We start from the raw sequence: 17,202 nt of genomic DNA on the forward strand, positions 1-17,202 counted from the left end.
ATATTTAAACTATTAATTAAAAATTAACTTAAAAATTTTATGATTAACCTGAAAAACAAATTACATAAAGTAGTTGCTTTATGTATGTATATAATACCAATTGTAGTTTTTTCACAAAATAAAATAAAAGAAAAAGATGAAGTAAAAACCATATCAGATTCCAATGTTCTTTTTGTACAAAAGAAAATAAAAGGGAAAGTAAAAGATGAAATGGGAGCTGTACCATATGCCAATGTTGTTTTAACGAATGATAAAGACGAAATTATAGCAGGAAGCGTTACCTCTGAAGATGGAAGTTTTGAAATAGAAGCAAATAAAGGATTATACGTTTTATCAATAACTTATGTTGGATTTAAAGTTTATAAGCAACAAGTAGAGCTATTAGAAAACATAGAATTACAACCAATTTTTTTAGAAGAAGAAAAAACAGAGCTAGGAGAAGTAACAGTAGTAGCCAAAAGAAAACTCATAAGAAGAAAAACAGATAGACTAGTATATAACATTGAAAGTAATATAGCTGCCTCAGGAGGTGATGTTTTAGATGCTTTAAAGATAGCACCAGGAGTGATAGTTAATGGTAGTAACATTTCAATTATTGGGAAAAGTAATATGAGAGTGATGATTGATGGAAGAATCATTCAACTCTCTGGAGAAGCTTTAATGAGTTTTATATCATCTATACCCACAGATGATATAAAAGAAATCGAAATAATTACCAACCCACCAGCTAAGTATGAAGCTGAAGGAAATAGTGGCTTGATTAACATTATTTATAAGAAAGGAAGAAAAAATTCTTGGAATAACAGAACATCATTAACTTATTTCCAGTCTTTTTTACCACGATTTACTTTGAGAAATAATTTTACTTACCAAAAAGACAAATTAAGTTTGATTTTAAGCTTGAGTGGCACTAAAGGAAATACAATTATTGATAGAGATGGAAAAATTTTTTATTCTTCAGGACCTTGGGTAATTTCAAGAAGAGATAAATGGAACAATGAAAACTTATCAGGTAGATTGATGCTTGACTACGACGTAAGTAAAAATTCTACAATTGGTTTTCAGTATTTAGGTAATCTAAGTAATCCAGATCCAAGTCAAACAACCTTTTCGAAAACCAAGATTTTTAATAATGCAATGGTAGTTGACTCTTTATTAAATAATAAAGGTAGAAGTAAACAACAAAAGTATAATCATTCATTAAATGTACATTTTAAGACGAAAATTGATGAAAAAGGAAAAAACTTATCTACAGATTTAGATTATTTCACATACAATTCTGATAATGATAGAAATGTAAATACAAAGAGTTATACCAGTGATGGAGATTTCTTAAATAATATTTTTTCAAATAAGAATGTTTCTAATCAAAAAATTGAAAACTTTAGTGTAAAGCTAGATATGGAGTATCCTTTAAAAGCATTCAATTTATCTTATGGAGTTAAGGCCAGTTTTACTAAAAGTGAGTATAAAACAGATAATTTTAATACTTTATCAGGAACACCAGAATTAATTGTAAATGATTCTGATGATTTTGAATATACAGAGAATAATCAAGCAGTATATATCAATGGTTCTAAAAAGTTTAATGAAAAATGGAGTGGACAGTTAGGGTTAAGGATGGAAAACACTCAAACTAAAGGAGTCTCAAACGTACTAAATCAGACAAACACTAATGATTATCTCAGGGTTTTTCCTACCTTATATATTAGTTATAAAATGAATGAGAATAACAATTTTTCTTTTAATTATGGAAGGAGAATAAGTAGACCTTTATACTATCAATTAAACCCAGCGAGAACATATATTAGTAATGTTAACTTTATAGAAGGTAATCCCCAATTAAAACCTTCGTTTACTGATAATTTGGAATTCATTCATACATATAAAAGTAATTGGATTACAACTTTATTTTTTAGTATAGAGAATGATGGATTTGGAGAAATCGCTGATATTGATGATACGACTAATGAGCAATTTTTTAAGCATCAGAATTTTTATACTCATTATAATTATGGGATATCTGAATATTACACTTTTGATAAAATTTCATGGTGGGAAAGCCAAAATAGTATATACTTAATTGGAAATAAAACAAGTTTATCCTTTTCAGATGGAATTATAGCTAAGCCACAAAATGGATTTAGATTTTATGGATCAACAAATAATACTTTTACCTTAAACTCTAAAAGAACAATAAAAGCTCAAATAAATTATTGGTATAGCTCAGCATTCAAAAATAACTTATTTGAGTACGGTGAGAGTCATGAGTTAGATTTGGCAATGAAGTTTAATATATCTAAAAATAGTTGGCAATTATCAATGGGGGTATATGATATTTTTAATACAAGCCCTAGAAAATCAACTTCCTTTACCAATAATATTAAACAAACTCAGAAGATGTTTCCTAGTAACAGGAATTTTAGAATGACACTAACGTATAATTTTGGAAATAAAAAGGTAAGAGTAAATCAAAGGAATTTTGGTAATGAAGAGGAAAAAGGAAGAGCAGGAAATTAAAGGATAATGGAAAACAAGATAATAAAAGTTTTTCTTCTACATTTTGCAGGAGGAAGTTCGTACTCATTTGATTTTTTGAAACCATTTTTACCTAATTGTTTTGAATTTATCCCTTTAGAACTACCAGGAAGGGGAAAAAGAATTGAGGAAGAATTAATCAAAAATAAAGAGGTAGCTATTGAAGATTATGTGAGGCAAATTAAACTTTTACACGAAGGTGTACCATTTATGATTTTTGGTCATAGTATGGGAGCAGATTTAGGCTTTTATGTGACAAAAAGATTAGAAAAGAGTTTACTGTTTCCTGAATACTTATTTGTTTCAGGAAATCCAGGGCCTAAAAAGGAAACGTATGATTTGGTAAAAGAAAAATCAAAAAAGCTTCGATATAAATTAAGTGATGATGAATTAAAAGAAGAGTTAAGAGAAATAGGAGGGATGCCAGAAGAAGTTCTTCAAGACAATGATATTTTTGATTTTTTTAAACCTATTATTAGAGCCGACTTTCAAGTTCTAGAGGATGATAATACATTATCAAAAAATATCGTAATTAAAAGCCCTATATATGCTTTAATGGGGAAAAAAGAGGAACACTCGTCTAGAATAGACAACTGGAAAAATTATACGTCTTCAAGTTTTAATTGTTCTTTGTTTAAAGGAAATCATTTTTTTATATATGATCATCCAGAAAACATTTCAGCAATTATTAAAGAAGCTTTTAGTAACGTTCTTATTAGCAACTTTGATTAGAAGTTAAAGCAGAATTACCGCCTATACAGTTTACTAAATAGTTATAATCATTTCTTCTAATTTATAACTTTCTTCTAAAAAAAAAGTAGGAAACTACTGTTTCCTTGAAACACTCTTATTTGTAAACTGTTAAAAATGAAAACACAAGTGTTTCAAGGGAGATTTATCATAAAAATAAATAAACGAAATTATTAATCACTTAAGTGATATAATACGATATGTCACTTTTTTTACAAAAAAAAATAGAATGTTGAAACTTAAACCAAAAAATATCATTTTTTTGATATTATATGCTTTGCCCAATACAATATTAAGTTTTGGAATAGTTTACATAATAAACAATGTACTAGCAGGAAAAGAAGATTTTCTACATGATTACATGGGAATTGTTTTCCTATCTCTCGTAATTTATACATACCTATTAAATGTAGTATATCAAAAATGGCTAAACAAATTTTCTTTCAATTTACTTTACGCTAATGAAAAGAAAGTTTTTGATCATATAATAAAAGCCCCTTTACTCAAACTAGAAAAGTTTGGGTCAAAGCGCTTTTTTACTGTTGTTGAAGATTTAAGAACATTTGCAATGTTACCTTACACAATAACTCATACAATCAATTCATTATTAATGCTCGTGTTATGTTTGGTATATATGTTTACACTATCAATAGTTTCAGCATTAATAGTAATTGGGTTAATCATTATTGTGGGAGCTTGTTATTTTATAGTAATGAACTCAATGTCTAAAAAAGTAGCTGCTTTAAGAGAGTATAATGAACATTATTACCAGTATGTAGATGATGTAATGCAAGGATTTAAAGAACTTAAGTTAAGTTTTTTTAGAAGGAAAAACTTAATGAATAGATTTTTAATTCCAAACAGAAATGAAGCAAGAGACTTAGATTTTAGAATTAATTATATTTTTCTGTCTATTAATCTAATAAGTCAGTATGGGTTATATTTTGTAATAGCTGCTATTTTGTTTGTCCTCCCAGAGTTCGAGTTATTAAATAGAGATGATGTAATTTCATATGTTGTTATAATCTTATTTATATCGGGGCCTATAAATAACTTAATTAATTTACAGCAAATGTATACACGATTTTTAGTTGCTAATTCAAGGATTAAAAAGTTTATGCAAGATTTTGCTGTAGTAAAAGATGAAAAAAACACTCAAATAACTTTAGAACATGATTTTAAATCTGTAAAATTTAATAACATTTCATTTTCTTATAACGATGAAAAAAATGATTCTACATTTTCTTTAGGACCTATTAATATGGAAATTAAAAAAGGAGAAACTATATTTATTGTAGGGGGAAATGGTTCAGGAAAAAGTACATTTATAAATGTTTTAACAGGATTGTATAACTCAACAGAAGGAGAAATATATTTAAATGACTCTAAAGAATTAGAAGGAAAAGAAGAATTACAAAATATGATAGCTGCTGTTTTTACAGATAATCATATTTTTTCACATAATTATGAAGATTACGAGATAGAGAATAATGAAGAGTATATTAATTTGTTGAAAACAATGGAACTAGATAAAGTTATTGAAGATGATAAAGATGCGTCAGCACGAAGAAAATTCTCAAAAGGGCAGAGTAAAAGAATGTCTTTAATATTTGCTATTCTAGAAAAAAAGCCAATTTTAGTTCTTGATGAATGGGCTGCCGATCAAGATCCACATTTTAGAAAATTCTTTTATGAAGAGTTAATTCCAAGATTAAAAGATTCTGGAAAAACAATTATTGCCGTTACACATGATGATGCATATTTCCACCAAGCTGATAGGATTATTAAGTTTGATTATGGAAAAATAGTAAAAGACGTTACAGTTAATAGTGAAGCTGTGTTGGCAGATAATCTCTGGGCTTAAGAGAGTCTTGCTAAGAAATACCACATTAATTTATCACAATTTATTTCTGAATAAAAAATGAAATTGACACTTCCACAACAAGATGTCTATTTTGAGCAACTATTATATATAGATGAACCTATATATAATATTGGAGCTAAAATAGTTATTGACGGGCCAATTAAATATGAAATTTTAAATGGAGCGTATAAAGGACTTATAAATCAACACGATGCCTTCAGAACTAAAATTTTTGTTAATAAAGATCAAGTATTTTTTGAAATACAAGAAGGTTTTGAAGAAGACTTAATATTTCTTGATTTATCTAGTAAAGTAAATGCTAATGAAGAGGCTATAAATTATATGGACAATTCATTTGTTATAAGTTTTGATTTAGCAAAAAAAGAATTATTACATGAGTTTATTTTAATTAAAGTATCAGATACATTTTATTATCTATTTTCAAAATACCACCATATAATCACTGATGGTTGGGGAACATCTTTAATGTTTCAGAGATTGGTTAAAAATTATAATGAGTTATTTGGTAATAGTCAATTTCTTTCAAGTTATCCATATTCATATAAAAATTTTGTAAAAGATGATAGATTATATGAAAACTCTGAAAATTTTAAAAAGGATGAAGACTACTGGGTAAATAAGTTTAAGAACTTACCTAGGCGTTTTTTAGAAAAGAACAAAACAAACAAAAGATTAAATGAAAGTAAAAGAAAGGAATTATGTATAAAAAGAGAAATATACACAAAATTAGAAAAGATAGCAGAAGCTAACAATTGTTCTACTTTCCATATAATCTTAGGAGTATTTTATCTTTATTTTTCAAAAAAACATGAAATTAATGATTTTGCAATTGGTTTACCTGTATTGAATAGAGGAAAACCGATCTTTAAAAAAACTGTTGGACTTTTTATGGGCGTTTCAGCCCTAAGAATGAAAATAGATTCAGAATTTACATTTGAAGAATTCATAAAAGAAATTAAATCTCAACTTAGAAAAGATTATAGGCATCAACGTTTCCCAATGGGAAAAATAGTTCAAAAGCTAAAGGCTTTTGAAGAAAAGGATAGGATATATAATGTAACACTATCGTATGAAAAACAAGACTACGCTGATCATTTTAGAGATACTGTTACTCGTGTTATTCCAATGACTCATAAATCTGAACGTGTAGCTTTGGCAGTATACATAAGAGAGTTTGATAAGAGTGAAGATGTTAAAATTGATTTTGATTATAATTTAAGCTATTTCGACAATTATTCAATATCTCAGGTAGTAAAACATTTTGAAAAACTGATTTATGAAGTAATCGAAAACCCAAAGGGTAAGTTAAATACCTTTAATTTTTTAACAACTAAAGAAGAGGGGTTACTAGACTCTTTTAACCGAATGGATATAGGGTATCCTAAGGAGCAAACATTTTTATCAGTTATAAAAGAGAGAGTTAAAGAGAGGCCTAATAAAATAGCTGTTACAGATGAATGGAATTCATACTCATTTAGAGATTTAGAGAATTTATCTGATGCAATAGCAGAATCTATTACTCAACTGAATATAGAAAAATCACCTATAGCTGTTTTAATACCAAGGTCAGCAAAAATGTTGGTAACATTTTTAGGTATTTTGAAGTCAGGAAATTCATACATTCCATTAGATCCAGAATTTCCAGAAAAAAGAATAAACTATATTTTAGAGCATAGTGGTGCGTGTTATGTTTTTGGAACAGAGGAAACAAAAAAAGAAAACTTAGCACATGGTCATTATTTAGATGTAGAAGAATTCTTTATAAAAGAGAATAGTTTAAGAGTTTTTAAATCAAAGAAAGTTATTGATGCAGATGAAACAGCTTATATTATATATACTTCTGGATCAACTGGTAACCCTAAAGGAGTAGAAATAAGTCATAAGTCGCTTTTAAATTTCTTAATAAGTATTAGAGATAATCAAAATTTTACTCTAGATGATATTCTTTTTTCAGTAACGACTCAGTCTTTTGATATTTCAATCTTAGAGTTTTATGTGCCATTAATAAGGGGAGCTTCTGTCTATGTTGCTAATAAAAAAATATTAAATGAACCAAAATCTTTAAAAGAAAAAATAAAAGAGGTAGGTACAACAGTAATTCAGGGTACTCCTAGTTTTTATCAACTTTTGTTTAATTCAGGATGGAAAGGCGATAGAAATATAAGGGCATTATGTGGAGGAGATTTACTAAGCAATAAATTAACGGGTAAATTATTAGAAAACTTTTCTGAGGTGTGGAATATGTACGGACCAACAGAAACAACGGTATGGTCAAGTGCAAAAAAGATAGAAAAAGAAGATGATGCAAATAATATTGGTAAACCAATAAATAATACAAAGTTTTATATTTTAAATAACAACTTAGAAAGAGTTTCAATTGGTGCTTTAGGATCAATATATATAGGAGGAGATGGTTTAGCAAAAGGTTATTATAAAAATAAAGAATTAAGTAAAAAGAAGTTTATCAGAAACCCTTTTAAAGAAGAGGAGAGAATCTACGAAACTGGAGATATAGGTAAATGGAATAAAGAAGGGGAAATACTTTTTCAAGGAAGAAATGATTTTCAAGTTAAGGTAAGAGGCTACCGTATAGAAACAGGAGAAATAGAATGTAAATTAAATGAGTTAGAAAAGGTAAAGGGATCTGTTGTCTTGGCTAAAGAATTAGAAAACCAAGAATCATATCTAATTGCTTTTGTATCATTAAAAAATGGAATTACATTAGATACAAAATTTATAAAAGAGAAATTAAGAGAAACGCTACCAGAATATATGATTCCTTCTGTGATAGTAAAAGTAGATGAGTTTCCTTTAACACCAAATAAAAAAATAGATAGGAAAAAATTACTAAGTCTAGAAATAGATAATAAAATCACTAAAGAAGATATTGGTATTGAAACTGAGATGACCTTTAAACTAAAGGGGTGTTTTAAATTAGTACTTGGACTGAAAACAGAAATTAGTTTACAAGAAAGCTTTTTCTCTTTAGGAGGACATTCTATAAATGCTGTGAGGTTAGCTAGTACTATTGAAAAAGAGCTTAATGTGAGTATTAGCTTGAAAGATATTTTCAAAAATCCTACAATTGAAAAATTGTCTTTTTTCATAGAAAATCAAAAGGAAAGAAAAATAAATAAGATTACTCTTGCTGAAAAGAAAGACAATTACCCGTTAACTTTTCCTCAATATAGCATATGGTTAGCATCTCAAAATGAAGCAATATCTAAGGCATATAATATGAATGCTGTGTATGAAATTTTTGGAGAAATAAATAAGTCTGCTTTAGAGTTTTCGCTCAGAAAGTTAATTGAAAAACATGAAATACTCCGAACTAATTTTATTGAAATAGATGGTGAACCAAGACAAAAAATAAGTTTAGAAAAGAAACATAAATTTTATCTTGAAGAAAAAAAAATAGTAGAGGAAGGAGTTGACGATTTTATATCTGGTTTTGTAAATAAAGAATTTAAATTCGAGAAAGATGTTTTAATTCGAGGGATAATCTTAACTACTCTAGATAAAAAATACTTTGTATTTTCTGGTCATCATTTAATACTAGATGGGTGGTCTATGGAAGTATTAATAAAGGAAGTGTTAAATGATTATAAGTTCAATTTAAAAGGAGTTAATTCTATTCAAGAAAAGCTACCTCTTCAATTTAAAGATTATAGTGTATGGTATGAAAACATAGAAAAGCAAGATACTAAAGAAAGAGAAAGTTATTGGAGGGAATATTTGAACGGTTACTCATGGGAATCAATAATTCCTCAAAAAAATGAAATTCAATCTGATTTTAATAAAGCTAATGAATTTAGTTTTAAAATCGATTTGAATCTAAAAAAAACAATAGATAACTATTTAAAAGAACAAGAGCTAACATTACACTCTTTTTTAGTAGGAGTATTTAATATACTTCTCTGTAAATTATATAATCATAAAGAAGTATGTATTGGAGTAGTTAACTCAGGAAGAGGAAAAGCTGAATTAAATAATCAACTAGGTATGTTTGTGAAAACTTTGCCACAAAGGACAAGAATTGAGGGTAAAGAAAAATTAGATAGTTTCTTAAAGGAAGTACAAGATGATTTACTGAGAGGAGATGCTTATCAAAACTTACCTAAAGTTGTTTATAAAAATTTAAATTTTGAGGTTTTAATAGCTTTACAAGCTCCTTCGTTTAATTATAGTAATATAGAAGTTACTCCTACACTAACTCTTAAAGAATATCAAATACCATCATTTTACACTAGGGTTCCGCTTTTGTTAAATTTTATTCAAGGTGCTGAAGAAACCACAGCAAAATTTGAATATAATGAGTCTATTTATGAAAAAAGTACAATAGAATTACTTGCACTAAGGTATAAAGCACTTATTGTCAATGTAATTAATAATACAGAGACTATAATTGACAAACTAGATACTGATTTAGAATTTGAAAAAGAACCAATAATAGATATAGAATTTAATTTTTAATAAAGAAAATGAACTTACAAAGAACAATAATATTAGCAATAGTTTTTAATATTCTTTCATTTACAATAGTAAATGCTCAAAGCATAAGAAAAGAAGAAAGAGAATCACCTTTTCCAAATTCAAAATTTTTAGAAGGAGAAAATATCCAATGGGGAAACCTTATAGTACCAGAGAATTGGGAAAGTTTAAAAGGAGAAGTTAAAATAGCTTACGCTGTTTTAAATAATAAAAAAAGTAAGAATAATTCTGAAGCTGTTGTCTTTATTCAAGGAGGTCCAGGAGCGAGCGGAACAGAAACCATTTGGCAATGGGTAAACCATCCTATTAGAGAGTATAAAGATATCATACTTTTTGATATAAGAGGTACAGGACTATCTGAACCAAGACTTTGTCCTGATTTAGGAAAGAAAATACTTGAGTTTTTGAGTAAAAATCAAAAAAAGGAAGAGGATGAGAAAGAAAAGATAAACGCAGTAATTTCTTGTAAAACAGACTTAATAAGTAAAGGAGTAGACATATCATCATACAATAGTCTGGCGATAGCAAAGGATATGAATGTACTTAAAGCATCTTTAGGGTATAAAAAATGGTCTGTTTACGGGGTTTCTTATGGTACTCATGTAGCTCAGGTTTACGCTAGTAATTATCCAAATGATATTGAATCATTAATTCTAGACTCTCCAATTTCCAGCATAAGTAGTTATTATGAGAAAAATACTGATGGTTTTATGAGTGGCTTGTTAAAAGTATTCAAAAAATGTAAAGATGATCCAGCATGTAATTCTAGTTATAAAGATTTAGATACTATGTTTTTCGATGTAATAAAAGATTTAGAAATCAATCCAATTACTGTAAAAGTAGATGATAAGTTTTTAAAATCAGGAGAGTTTACATTTAATTCAGAAGATTTTAAAATTGTTATACAACAAGCTCTTTATCATAAACAAATGATTGAGGTTATACCATTACTGATTTCTCAGTTTAGAGTAAGAAATAAAAAAGCTTTAAGTAACCTAGTTCCTTCTTTTGCAAGTTTATTGAGTATGGATTACGGAGTGTATTATTGCTTTAGTTGTGAAGAGGTATTACCATTAAATGATATTTCTAAATTTAATAAAGAATCACGTAAATATGAAGGATTAGATGGAGGAGTAGCATTCTATGAATCCGATTTTATGGTATGTGAAAAATGGGGAAAAACAGAAAGAGATAGTCTTTTCATGATGAATAATTCCACAAAAAATCTAAAAAGGAATATACCAACGGTCATAATATCTGGAGAGTACGATCCAATAACTCCATCTAGTAATGGAAGCGAGTTAAGTGCAAAACTAACTGAATCAAAATTTTTAGAAATTCCTACTTATGGACATTCAGCAAGTTTCACCCAAAAAGGAAGTAAACTAGTTAGTGATTTTTTATCGGATGTAGATATCAAGAGTGATACGAAACTTTTTTCTGATATTAAACCAGTTCATTTGGTGAATGATGTAACTATTAATTCAGGAGTATTTAAAATGGGAAGTAGTTTTAACAATCTAGACCCGGTTTTTTTGTCACCTTTGATAATTGCGTTTGTACTAATGACCTTTTTTATAATTAATTATACTATAAAAATCTTTAAAAAAGAGTATTCAAAAATAGCAGATAGTATCATTCGTTTAATGGGGATATTTACTTCTATAGTAGGAATACTATGCTTTGCTTTATTAGTAAGAGGAATAAGTGAAACCGCGGCAAATAATTATTTTATCTTAGCTTTTGGACTGCCAAGTAGCTTTGATTATGTATTCATAGGGGTTGCTGTTTTTGCCTTTCTTTTGATTCTTTCTTTTGCATATTATTTTCTAAAACTAAAATCTATAAGAGATAGAAGCATTGTTTTTTCCCTGCTGTTTTCAAACCTTTTATGTATTGTTTATTTTATGTATTGGGGAATTATGTAGTTTAATACTAAAAAGCACTACTATGAATAATACAATTTTAAGAGAAAAATATAATTCTTTTATTAAAAGTGGAGTAAGAAAAGAAAACACAATAAAAGTAAACAACGATTTAGTCCCAGAAATTTTTCATAATTATGATGTACCTATTAGTTCTTGGCCAGTTCTCTTAGATAAAAACCAAATAGAAGGTTTAAATAAGCTTTGTAAAGAGTTGCCTAAGTTGTTACAAAAAATTCCTTATTTGTATTTTAAAAGTGATACAAAAAAGATTAGTGAATTTTATTTTGAAGGGAACGAAATGTTAGCTCAATTTGCCTTAATGTCATTAGCTAAAGACATAGAAATAAGCTCACGTTTAGACATAATACAAACTCAAGAAGGATTCAAGGTATTAGAAATAAATATGGGGTCTTCAATAGGTGGAATGGAGTTCCAAAATTTTGATGAACTTATAAGGAGTTTACATCCGATAATGCAAAAGAAAAATAATGATAAAGATTTCGTTATAAAGAAAACCCAATCGATATATATAAATTTTATTATTAAGCAAAGCTTAAAGTTTATTAATAGTAAAAATAGTGACATAAATATTTTCCTTGTAGGATATGGTAAAAGCACTGAAGAAGATAATGAAGTCCAACAATACTTTCAAAGATTATTAAATGAGGAGCTTAAATATAGAGAATTAAAGGGGAAGGTTTTTATAGGTAAAATAGAAGAGCTTAATCTAGTAAAAAACAACCTTTTTTATAAGGATAAACATATAGACTCAGTTTTGATATTAAATTATGCTTCCCTTGGGAATTCTCCTAATTTATTTAGAGCCTTTTTAACTAATCGGGTTTACTTTCCAGACCATTTAGGAACAACATTACTAGGAGATAAAAGAAACCTGAGTATTTTAAGAATTTTAGCTCAAAAAAAATCTTTTTCTGAAGAAATTAATTTATTAATTCTAAAATGTATCCCGTGGACAGAATTGTTAAAGGATGAAAATGTAATGTATAATCAAAAAGAGGTTTCATTTATCAATTTATTAAAAGAAAATAAAAACCTTTTTGTAATTAAGGTGGCAAATGAACTACAAGGAAGTAATGTATTTGTAGGGAAGTTTATGGAACAAAACGACTGGAATAATACAATATTAGAAGCCATTGAAAGTAAAAATTATTTAGTACAAGAGTTTTGTGATTCACGAACAGTTTTTGCTCCAAATGAAGATGATAAATGGGTGCCAAATAGATTAATACTAGGCGCCTATGGGTTTGGAGATATCTATGGTGGGGTTTGTGCAAGATTATCACAAATTAATAAAAAAGAAACAGGAGTGGTAAACGTTGCTTCAGGGGCTATAGGTGGTTTAGTATATGAGTATAATTAGAAAGTTAAAACAAGCTTAAAAAAATAGTAAATGAAAGAAGTATATAATAAATCGAGCTATAAAAACTCTATTCTAGGAGAGTTTCATGAAGAGTTTATAGAAAACAAAAAAGTGTCTTCTTCAAGACTTAACATAAATAAGATAAATAAAGAAGAAATTCCAGATTTGTTTAAAAATTATGATTATGAGGTGTGTTCATGGCCAATTATAATAGATAGTTGTAAATCAAATCAATTAGAGGAATTAACTTTTAAAATTCCAAAATTAATATCTAGAATTCCTGAATTATATTTTAAAAACGATATTAAAAGTATAGCAGATTATTATTACGAAGGAAACCAAATTATGACCCAATTAGGGTTAATTTCTCTTCAAATGAATCAAAACTCAAGTATAAGGCTTGATTTGAGTTTACCTGAAACTGATTTTAAAGTGTTAGAAGTAAATGCAGGCTCTTTATTGGGAGGTTTTGAATTGAGTAGTTTTGAGGATACATTAAGAAATTTACATCCTTCATTTTTAAAGTTTTCAAGAGAAAAATTTAAGTCTTATAATGTGCAGCAAAAATATTTTCAGTTCTTAATTAATGAAGTCCTTAATTATACTGGTGAAAAGAATGAAGTAAATATTTTTATAGGGCTAACAGATAAAGAAGAATCGGTAAGACAAAATGCAATGAAATTTATTAATGGTTTGGTGAAAAAAGAGTTTACTAAACTTAAAATAAATGGAAAAACATATACAGGAGATATTTCAGAATTAAAAAATGAAAATGGAGTTGTAACTTATAGAGGAATTACAATTCACGGAATAACATTATTAGGAAAGAATATTCCATTAGATAAAACCATATATAGAAGTTTTATACAAAAAAAAGTGTACCTAACAACACATTTTGGATATGCTATTTTAGGAGATAAAAGAAGTTTAGTATTACTTAGGAAACTAGCGTTACAAAATAAATTTAGTAAAGAAGAAAACGAATTAATTTTAAGAAGTATTCCATTTACTGAGAATTTAGGTGAAAAAAGAACTGTTTTTAAAAATGATGAGTACAACATATTAGAGTTGGTTAAAAAATACAAAAACAGTTTTGTAATAAAAGACGCTGTTGGCGCTCAGGGTGATAATGTTTTCATTGGTAAGTTTGAGACAGATAAAAGTTGGAATGAGATAATTAATCTAGGACTCAAGAAAAATTATATTATTCAAGAGTATTGTGCTTCAAAAAATTATTTAGCTCCAAATAAAAATAACTTATGGGTAGATCATAAATTAATTTGGGGGGCGTTTGGTTTTGGTGAAGAATATGGTGGTGTTTGGGGGAGACTTTCTGAAACAATAAATGATGTTGGTGTAATTAATTCTGCTAAAGGAGCAGTAGAGGCGATTATTTTTGAATATAACTAGAGGTAAAATTTCTAAAAAATAAACGAAATAGAAATGACTATAAATAAATCAATCTCAATCTTATCAAATAAACACAAATCTTTTATAGAAAGCAAAAGAAAGCTAACTGCTTCTAGGATAAATACAGACTTAAAAGAAATAGATCCTGTTTTTCGAGAATATGAATATCCTGTTTGTTCTTGGCCTGTTTTAATAGAGCTAGATGTCGTTCAGAGTTTAGAAGAAATGTGTTTAAAAATACCTAGACTGTTATCACAAGTACCTGAATTATATTTTAAAAATGATATATCAAAAATAGCACAGTTTTATTATGATGATAATTATATGCTGGCTGAATTTGGTATGATGTGTTATCAAAAAAAGCTTGCAACAAGCTCAAGACTTGATTTGACGAGAACAAGTGAGGGGTTTAAGATATTAGAAGTAAACATGGGACCTTCATTAGGGGGGTTTCAAGTTCAGAGTTTTGAGAAAGTGATAAGAAGTCTTCATAATAATTTACTTCAAGATAGTTCTAATAAATATAATTGTAGAAATATTCAAACATCTTATTTTAAGTTTTTAGTAGGAGAAATAATAAAGCAAGTATCTGGAATTGATAAAAGGAAAGAGGTGAATATTTTCGTAGGAATGGATTCGGTAGGTGAAGGTTTGATTATTGATACAATGAATTTTTTTAATAATTTATGGGAAGGTGAACTAAACTCTATTGGTTTAAAAGGTAAAGCAATAACAGGAGATTTAACTGATCTTGAGTATATAAAAGGAAATATTTTTTATGAAAATAATAGAATTCATGCTATAACTTTATTAAACAGTGATTTACACTTAAAACCAGAAGTGTTTAGAGCTTATGTTCTAAATAACCTATACATAACTTCTCCAATTGATATTCAAATGATAGAAGATAAAAGAAACTTAGCTATTTTAAGAAACTTGGCAGAAGAAGAAAAGTTTACAGATGATGAAAATAAACTTATTTTAGATTCAATACCTTATACGGAAATAGTAGAAGATAAAAATGTTTTTTATAAAGGTAAAGAGGAAAATCTTCTCCAGTTATTAAAGAACAAAAAAAATAATTTTGTAGTAAAAGATGCTACGGGTTCACAAGGAAAAAATGTTTTTGTAGGAAAGTTTATGACAGTAAAAAAATGGGATGAAGCCATAAATTATGCAGTTAAAAATACTAAGTATATTGTTCAAGAGTTTTGTGATTCAATGGATTTTCTAGCTCCAAACTTCCAGAATGAATGGAGTAGACATAAGCTTATTTGGGGAGCTTTCGGTTTTGGAGATATTTATGGAGGAGTGTGGGTTAGAATGTCTGAAGTAAAAACTGATGTAGGGGTAATTAATTCAGCTAAAGGAGCTGTTGAAGCTATAGTTTTAGAAACAAGTTCTTAATTTTATTCAATTAATTATACTTAAGAAGTATTTGAAAAGAGATATCATGAAGAAATTAGAAAATAAAACTCTTTATATGTTTAAGAAAAAATAATGTAATTAGTTATGATGACAAAAAGCTTCACTTTAATTAGTGAGGCTTTCAAACAGATGAAATGAAATGGTTAACGAATATTTAGAGCATCATAGGAAGCCAAATTCAGACAATTCTAATTTTTTTTAGAATAAAAAAAGGGGACTTTTAGTCCCCAGTATAATAAACCTCTGTACTTTTAGTGCAGAGTGATTTAGTCTGAAGAATTTTAATTCTCCAATTTATATTTTCCAATATGACCAGATACATCTCCACCGAGATAAAGATATCCATCATGTTCTTCAACAGAACTAGCTTCCGAAACGAATTTACCAGTGGTGTCATAATACGTTTTTAATATTTCTCCATTAGCACTCAAATGCATAATCATTCCATAACGAGCTACTTTGGGTTGTAAAAAAAGCGGAAGACCATAAACTAATTTTTTTACAAGTGGTTTAGAGTGTATTCCATCTAAAGAAGGATCTCTTTTAGTAGAAAAACCAAGCCAAAAGCTTCCATCTGCTCTTCTAGAGACTCCATTTGGGAAACCAGGTAGATTATCTAGAAAAATATCCGTTGTTCCTTTATTACTGCCTTTTAACCAGTATCTAAGAATTCTATATTTAGCTAAATCTACCATTAAAACAAAGTCTTCATTTTGAGAAACCGCAACACCGTTTCCAAAATAGGTGCCTTCTATAAGTGTTTTTACTTGTTTGGTTTTCGGGTTGTAGCTATAAAGACCTCCATCTGGTTTCGCTTCCATTAATAGTTTCCAAATATGTGTTCTGCTAAAAGTGATTTTAGAAGAAGTATTGGTAAAATAAATAGTTCCATTAGAAGCAATGTCAACATCATTCGGGATTAAAAACTTGTTTCCCTTTTCATCTTCACTAGCTAAGGTTGTGATTTTTCCGCTTTTATCAACACTGATTAAACCTCTTTCTAAATCGCAAGCAATTAGATTTTGATTGCTATCAAAATGTAATCCCGCTACCCAAGATTCTGTATTACAAAACACAGAGACTTTTCCAGAAGTATCAATTTTTAAAATTCTACCATCTGAAAAATCTGTTTCAGAAATGTGCACCCCACAATATAAATTTCCTTGATTATCCACGGCAATATCTTCTGGACCGTACCAACCATCTAAATTGATGTGCTGGGTTGAACTTAGCAGGTCATTTTCAAGAAGTACGCCTTCCAGTTTTGGTGGTGTAGGAGGAGACCAAGCTTCTGGATTTATTGAACATGATTTAAACGAAACACTAGCTATAAAAATGAGCAAGATTAAGAGTATAGTATATTTTACTATCGATACTGTTTTCATTGTATT

At 28.1% G+C, this 17,202-nt stretch carries 9 protein-coding genes; 8 read left to right on the forward strand and 1 reads right to left on the reverse strand.

Annotated features, from left to right (window positions below; genetic code table 11):
- Positions 1-39 precede the first annotated feature (39 nt).
- The 8 genes from C7448_RS06465 to C7448_RS06500 all read left to right on the forward strand — a co-directional run bounded on the left by C7448_RS06465 (position 40) and on the right by C7448_RS06500 (position 15,790).
- Positions 40-2,520, forward strand: a complete 2,481-nt coding sequence (locus C7448_RS06465) for an outer membrane beta-barrel family protein (protein ID WP_115900542.1) — start codon at positions 40-42, stop codon at positions 2,518-2,520.
- Positions 2,521-2,526: 6 nt separating this feature from the next.
- Positions 2,527-3,270, forward strand: coding sequence for a thioesterase II family protein (locus C7448_RS06470; RefSeq protein ID WP_115900543.1), 744 nt, complete (start codon positions 2,527-2,529; stop codon positions 3,268-3,270).
- Positions 3,271-3,517: 247 nt separating this feature from the next.
- A complete protein-coding gene (locus tag C7448_RS06475; RefSeq protein WP_115900544.1) occupies positions 3,518-5,152 on the forward strand; it encodes a cyclic peptide export ABC transporter in 1,635 nt (544 codons plus the stop codon).
- 57 nt (positions 5,153-5,209) lie between these two features.
- Entirely contained in the window at positions 5,210-9,646 is a 4,437-nt protein-coding gene (locus C7448_RS06480) for a non-ribosomal peptide synthetase (protein ID WP_115900545.1), read from the forward strand.
- An 8-nt stretch (positions 9,647-9,654) separates the two neighbouring features.
- A complete protein-coding gene (locus tag C7448_RS06485) occupies positions 9,655-11,592 on the forward strand; it encodes an alpha/beta fold hydrolase (protein ID WP_115900546.1) in 1,938 nt (645 codons plus the stop codon).
- 22 nt (positions 11,593-11,614) lie between these two features.
- Positions 11,615-12,973, forward strand: a complete 1,359-nt coding sequence (locus tag C7448_RS06490) for a hypothetical protein (protein WP_147300505.1) — start codon at positions 11,615-11,617, stop codon at positions 12,971-12,973.
- A 30-nt stretch (positions 12,974-13,003) separates the two neighbouring features.
- Positions 13,004-14,383, forward strand: a complete 1,380-nt coding sequence (locus tag C7448_RS06495; RefSeq protein ID WP_115900548.1) for an ATP-grasp domain-containing protein — start codon at positions 13,004-13,006, stop codon at positions 14,381-14,383.
- Between the two features lie 33 nt (positions 14,384-14,416).
- Positions 14,417-15,790 (forward strand): hypothetical protein, encoded by a 1,374-nt coding sequence (locus C7448_RS06500; RefSeq protein WP_115900549.1) that lies wholly within the window; start codon positions 14,417-14,419, stop codon positions 15,788-15,790.
- Between the two features lie 302 nt (positions 15,791-16,092).
- Here C7448_RS06500 and C7448_RS06505 read toward each other — a convergent pair whose 3' ends face one another.
- Positions 16,093-17,196, reverse strand: coding sequence for an SMP-30/gluconolactonase/LRE family protein (locus C7448_RS06505; protein WP_115900550.1), 1,104 nt, complete (start codon positions 17,194-17,196; stop codon positions 16,093-16,095).
- Positions 17,197-17,202: the final 6 nt, after the last annotated feature.

This window comes from Tenacibaculum gallaicum (genome assembly GCF_003387615.1).
GTDB lineage: Bacteria > Bacteroidota > Bacteroidia > Flavobacteriales > Flavobacteriaceae > Polaribacter > Polaribacter gallaicus.

Excerpts from the sequence above, each read along its gene's own strand:
- C7448_RS06490 (WP_147300505.1), top strand. The coding sequence starts at position 11,615 with ATGAATAATACAATTTTAAGAGAAAAATATAATTCTTTTATTAAAAGT.
- C7448_RS06500 (WP_115900549.1), top strand. The coding sequence starts at position 14,417 with ATGACTATAAATAAATCAATCTCAATCTTATCAAATAAACACAAATCT.
- C7448_RS06485 (WP_115900546.1), top strand. The coding sequence starts at position 9,655 with ATGAACTTACAAAGAACAATAATATTAGCAATAGTTTTTAATATTCTT.
- C7448_RS06495 (WP_115900548.1), top strand. The coding sequence starts at position 13,004 with ATGAAAGAAGTATATAATAAATCGAGCTATAAAAACTCTATTCTAGGA.
- C7448_RS06470 (WP_115900543.1), top strand. The coding sequence starts at position 2,527 with ATGGAAAACAAGATAATAAAAGTTTTTCTTCTACATTTTGCAGGAGGA.
- C7448_RS06465 (WP_115900542.1), top strand. The coding sequence starts at position 40 with ATGATTAACCTGAAAAACAAATTACATAAAGTAGTTGCTTTATGTATG.
- C7448_RS06505 (WP_115900550.1), bottom strand. The coding sequence starts at position 17,196 with ATGAAAACAGTATCGATAGTAAAATATACTATACTCTTAATCTTGCTC.
- C7448_RS06475 (WP_115900544.1), top strand. The coding sequence starts at position 3,518 with ATGTTGAAACTTAAACCAAAAAATATCATTTTTTTGATATTATATGCT.
- C7448_RS06480 (WP_115900545.1), top strand. The coding sequence starts at position 5,210 with ATGAAATTGACACTTCCACAACAAGATGTCTATTTTGAGCAACTATTA.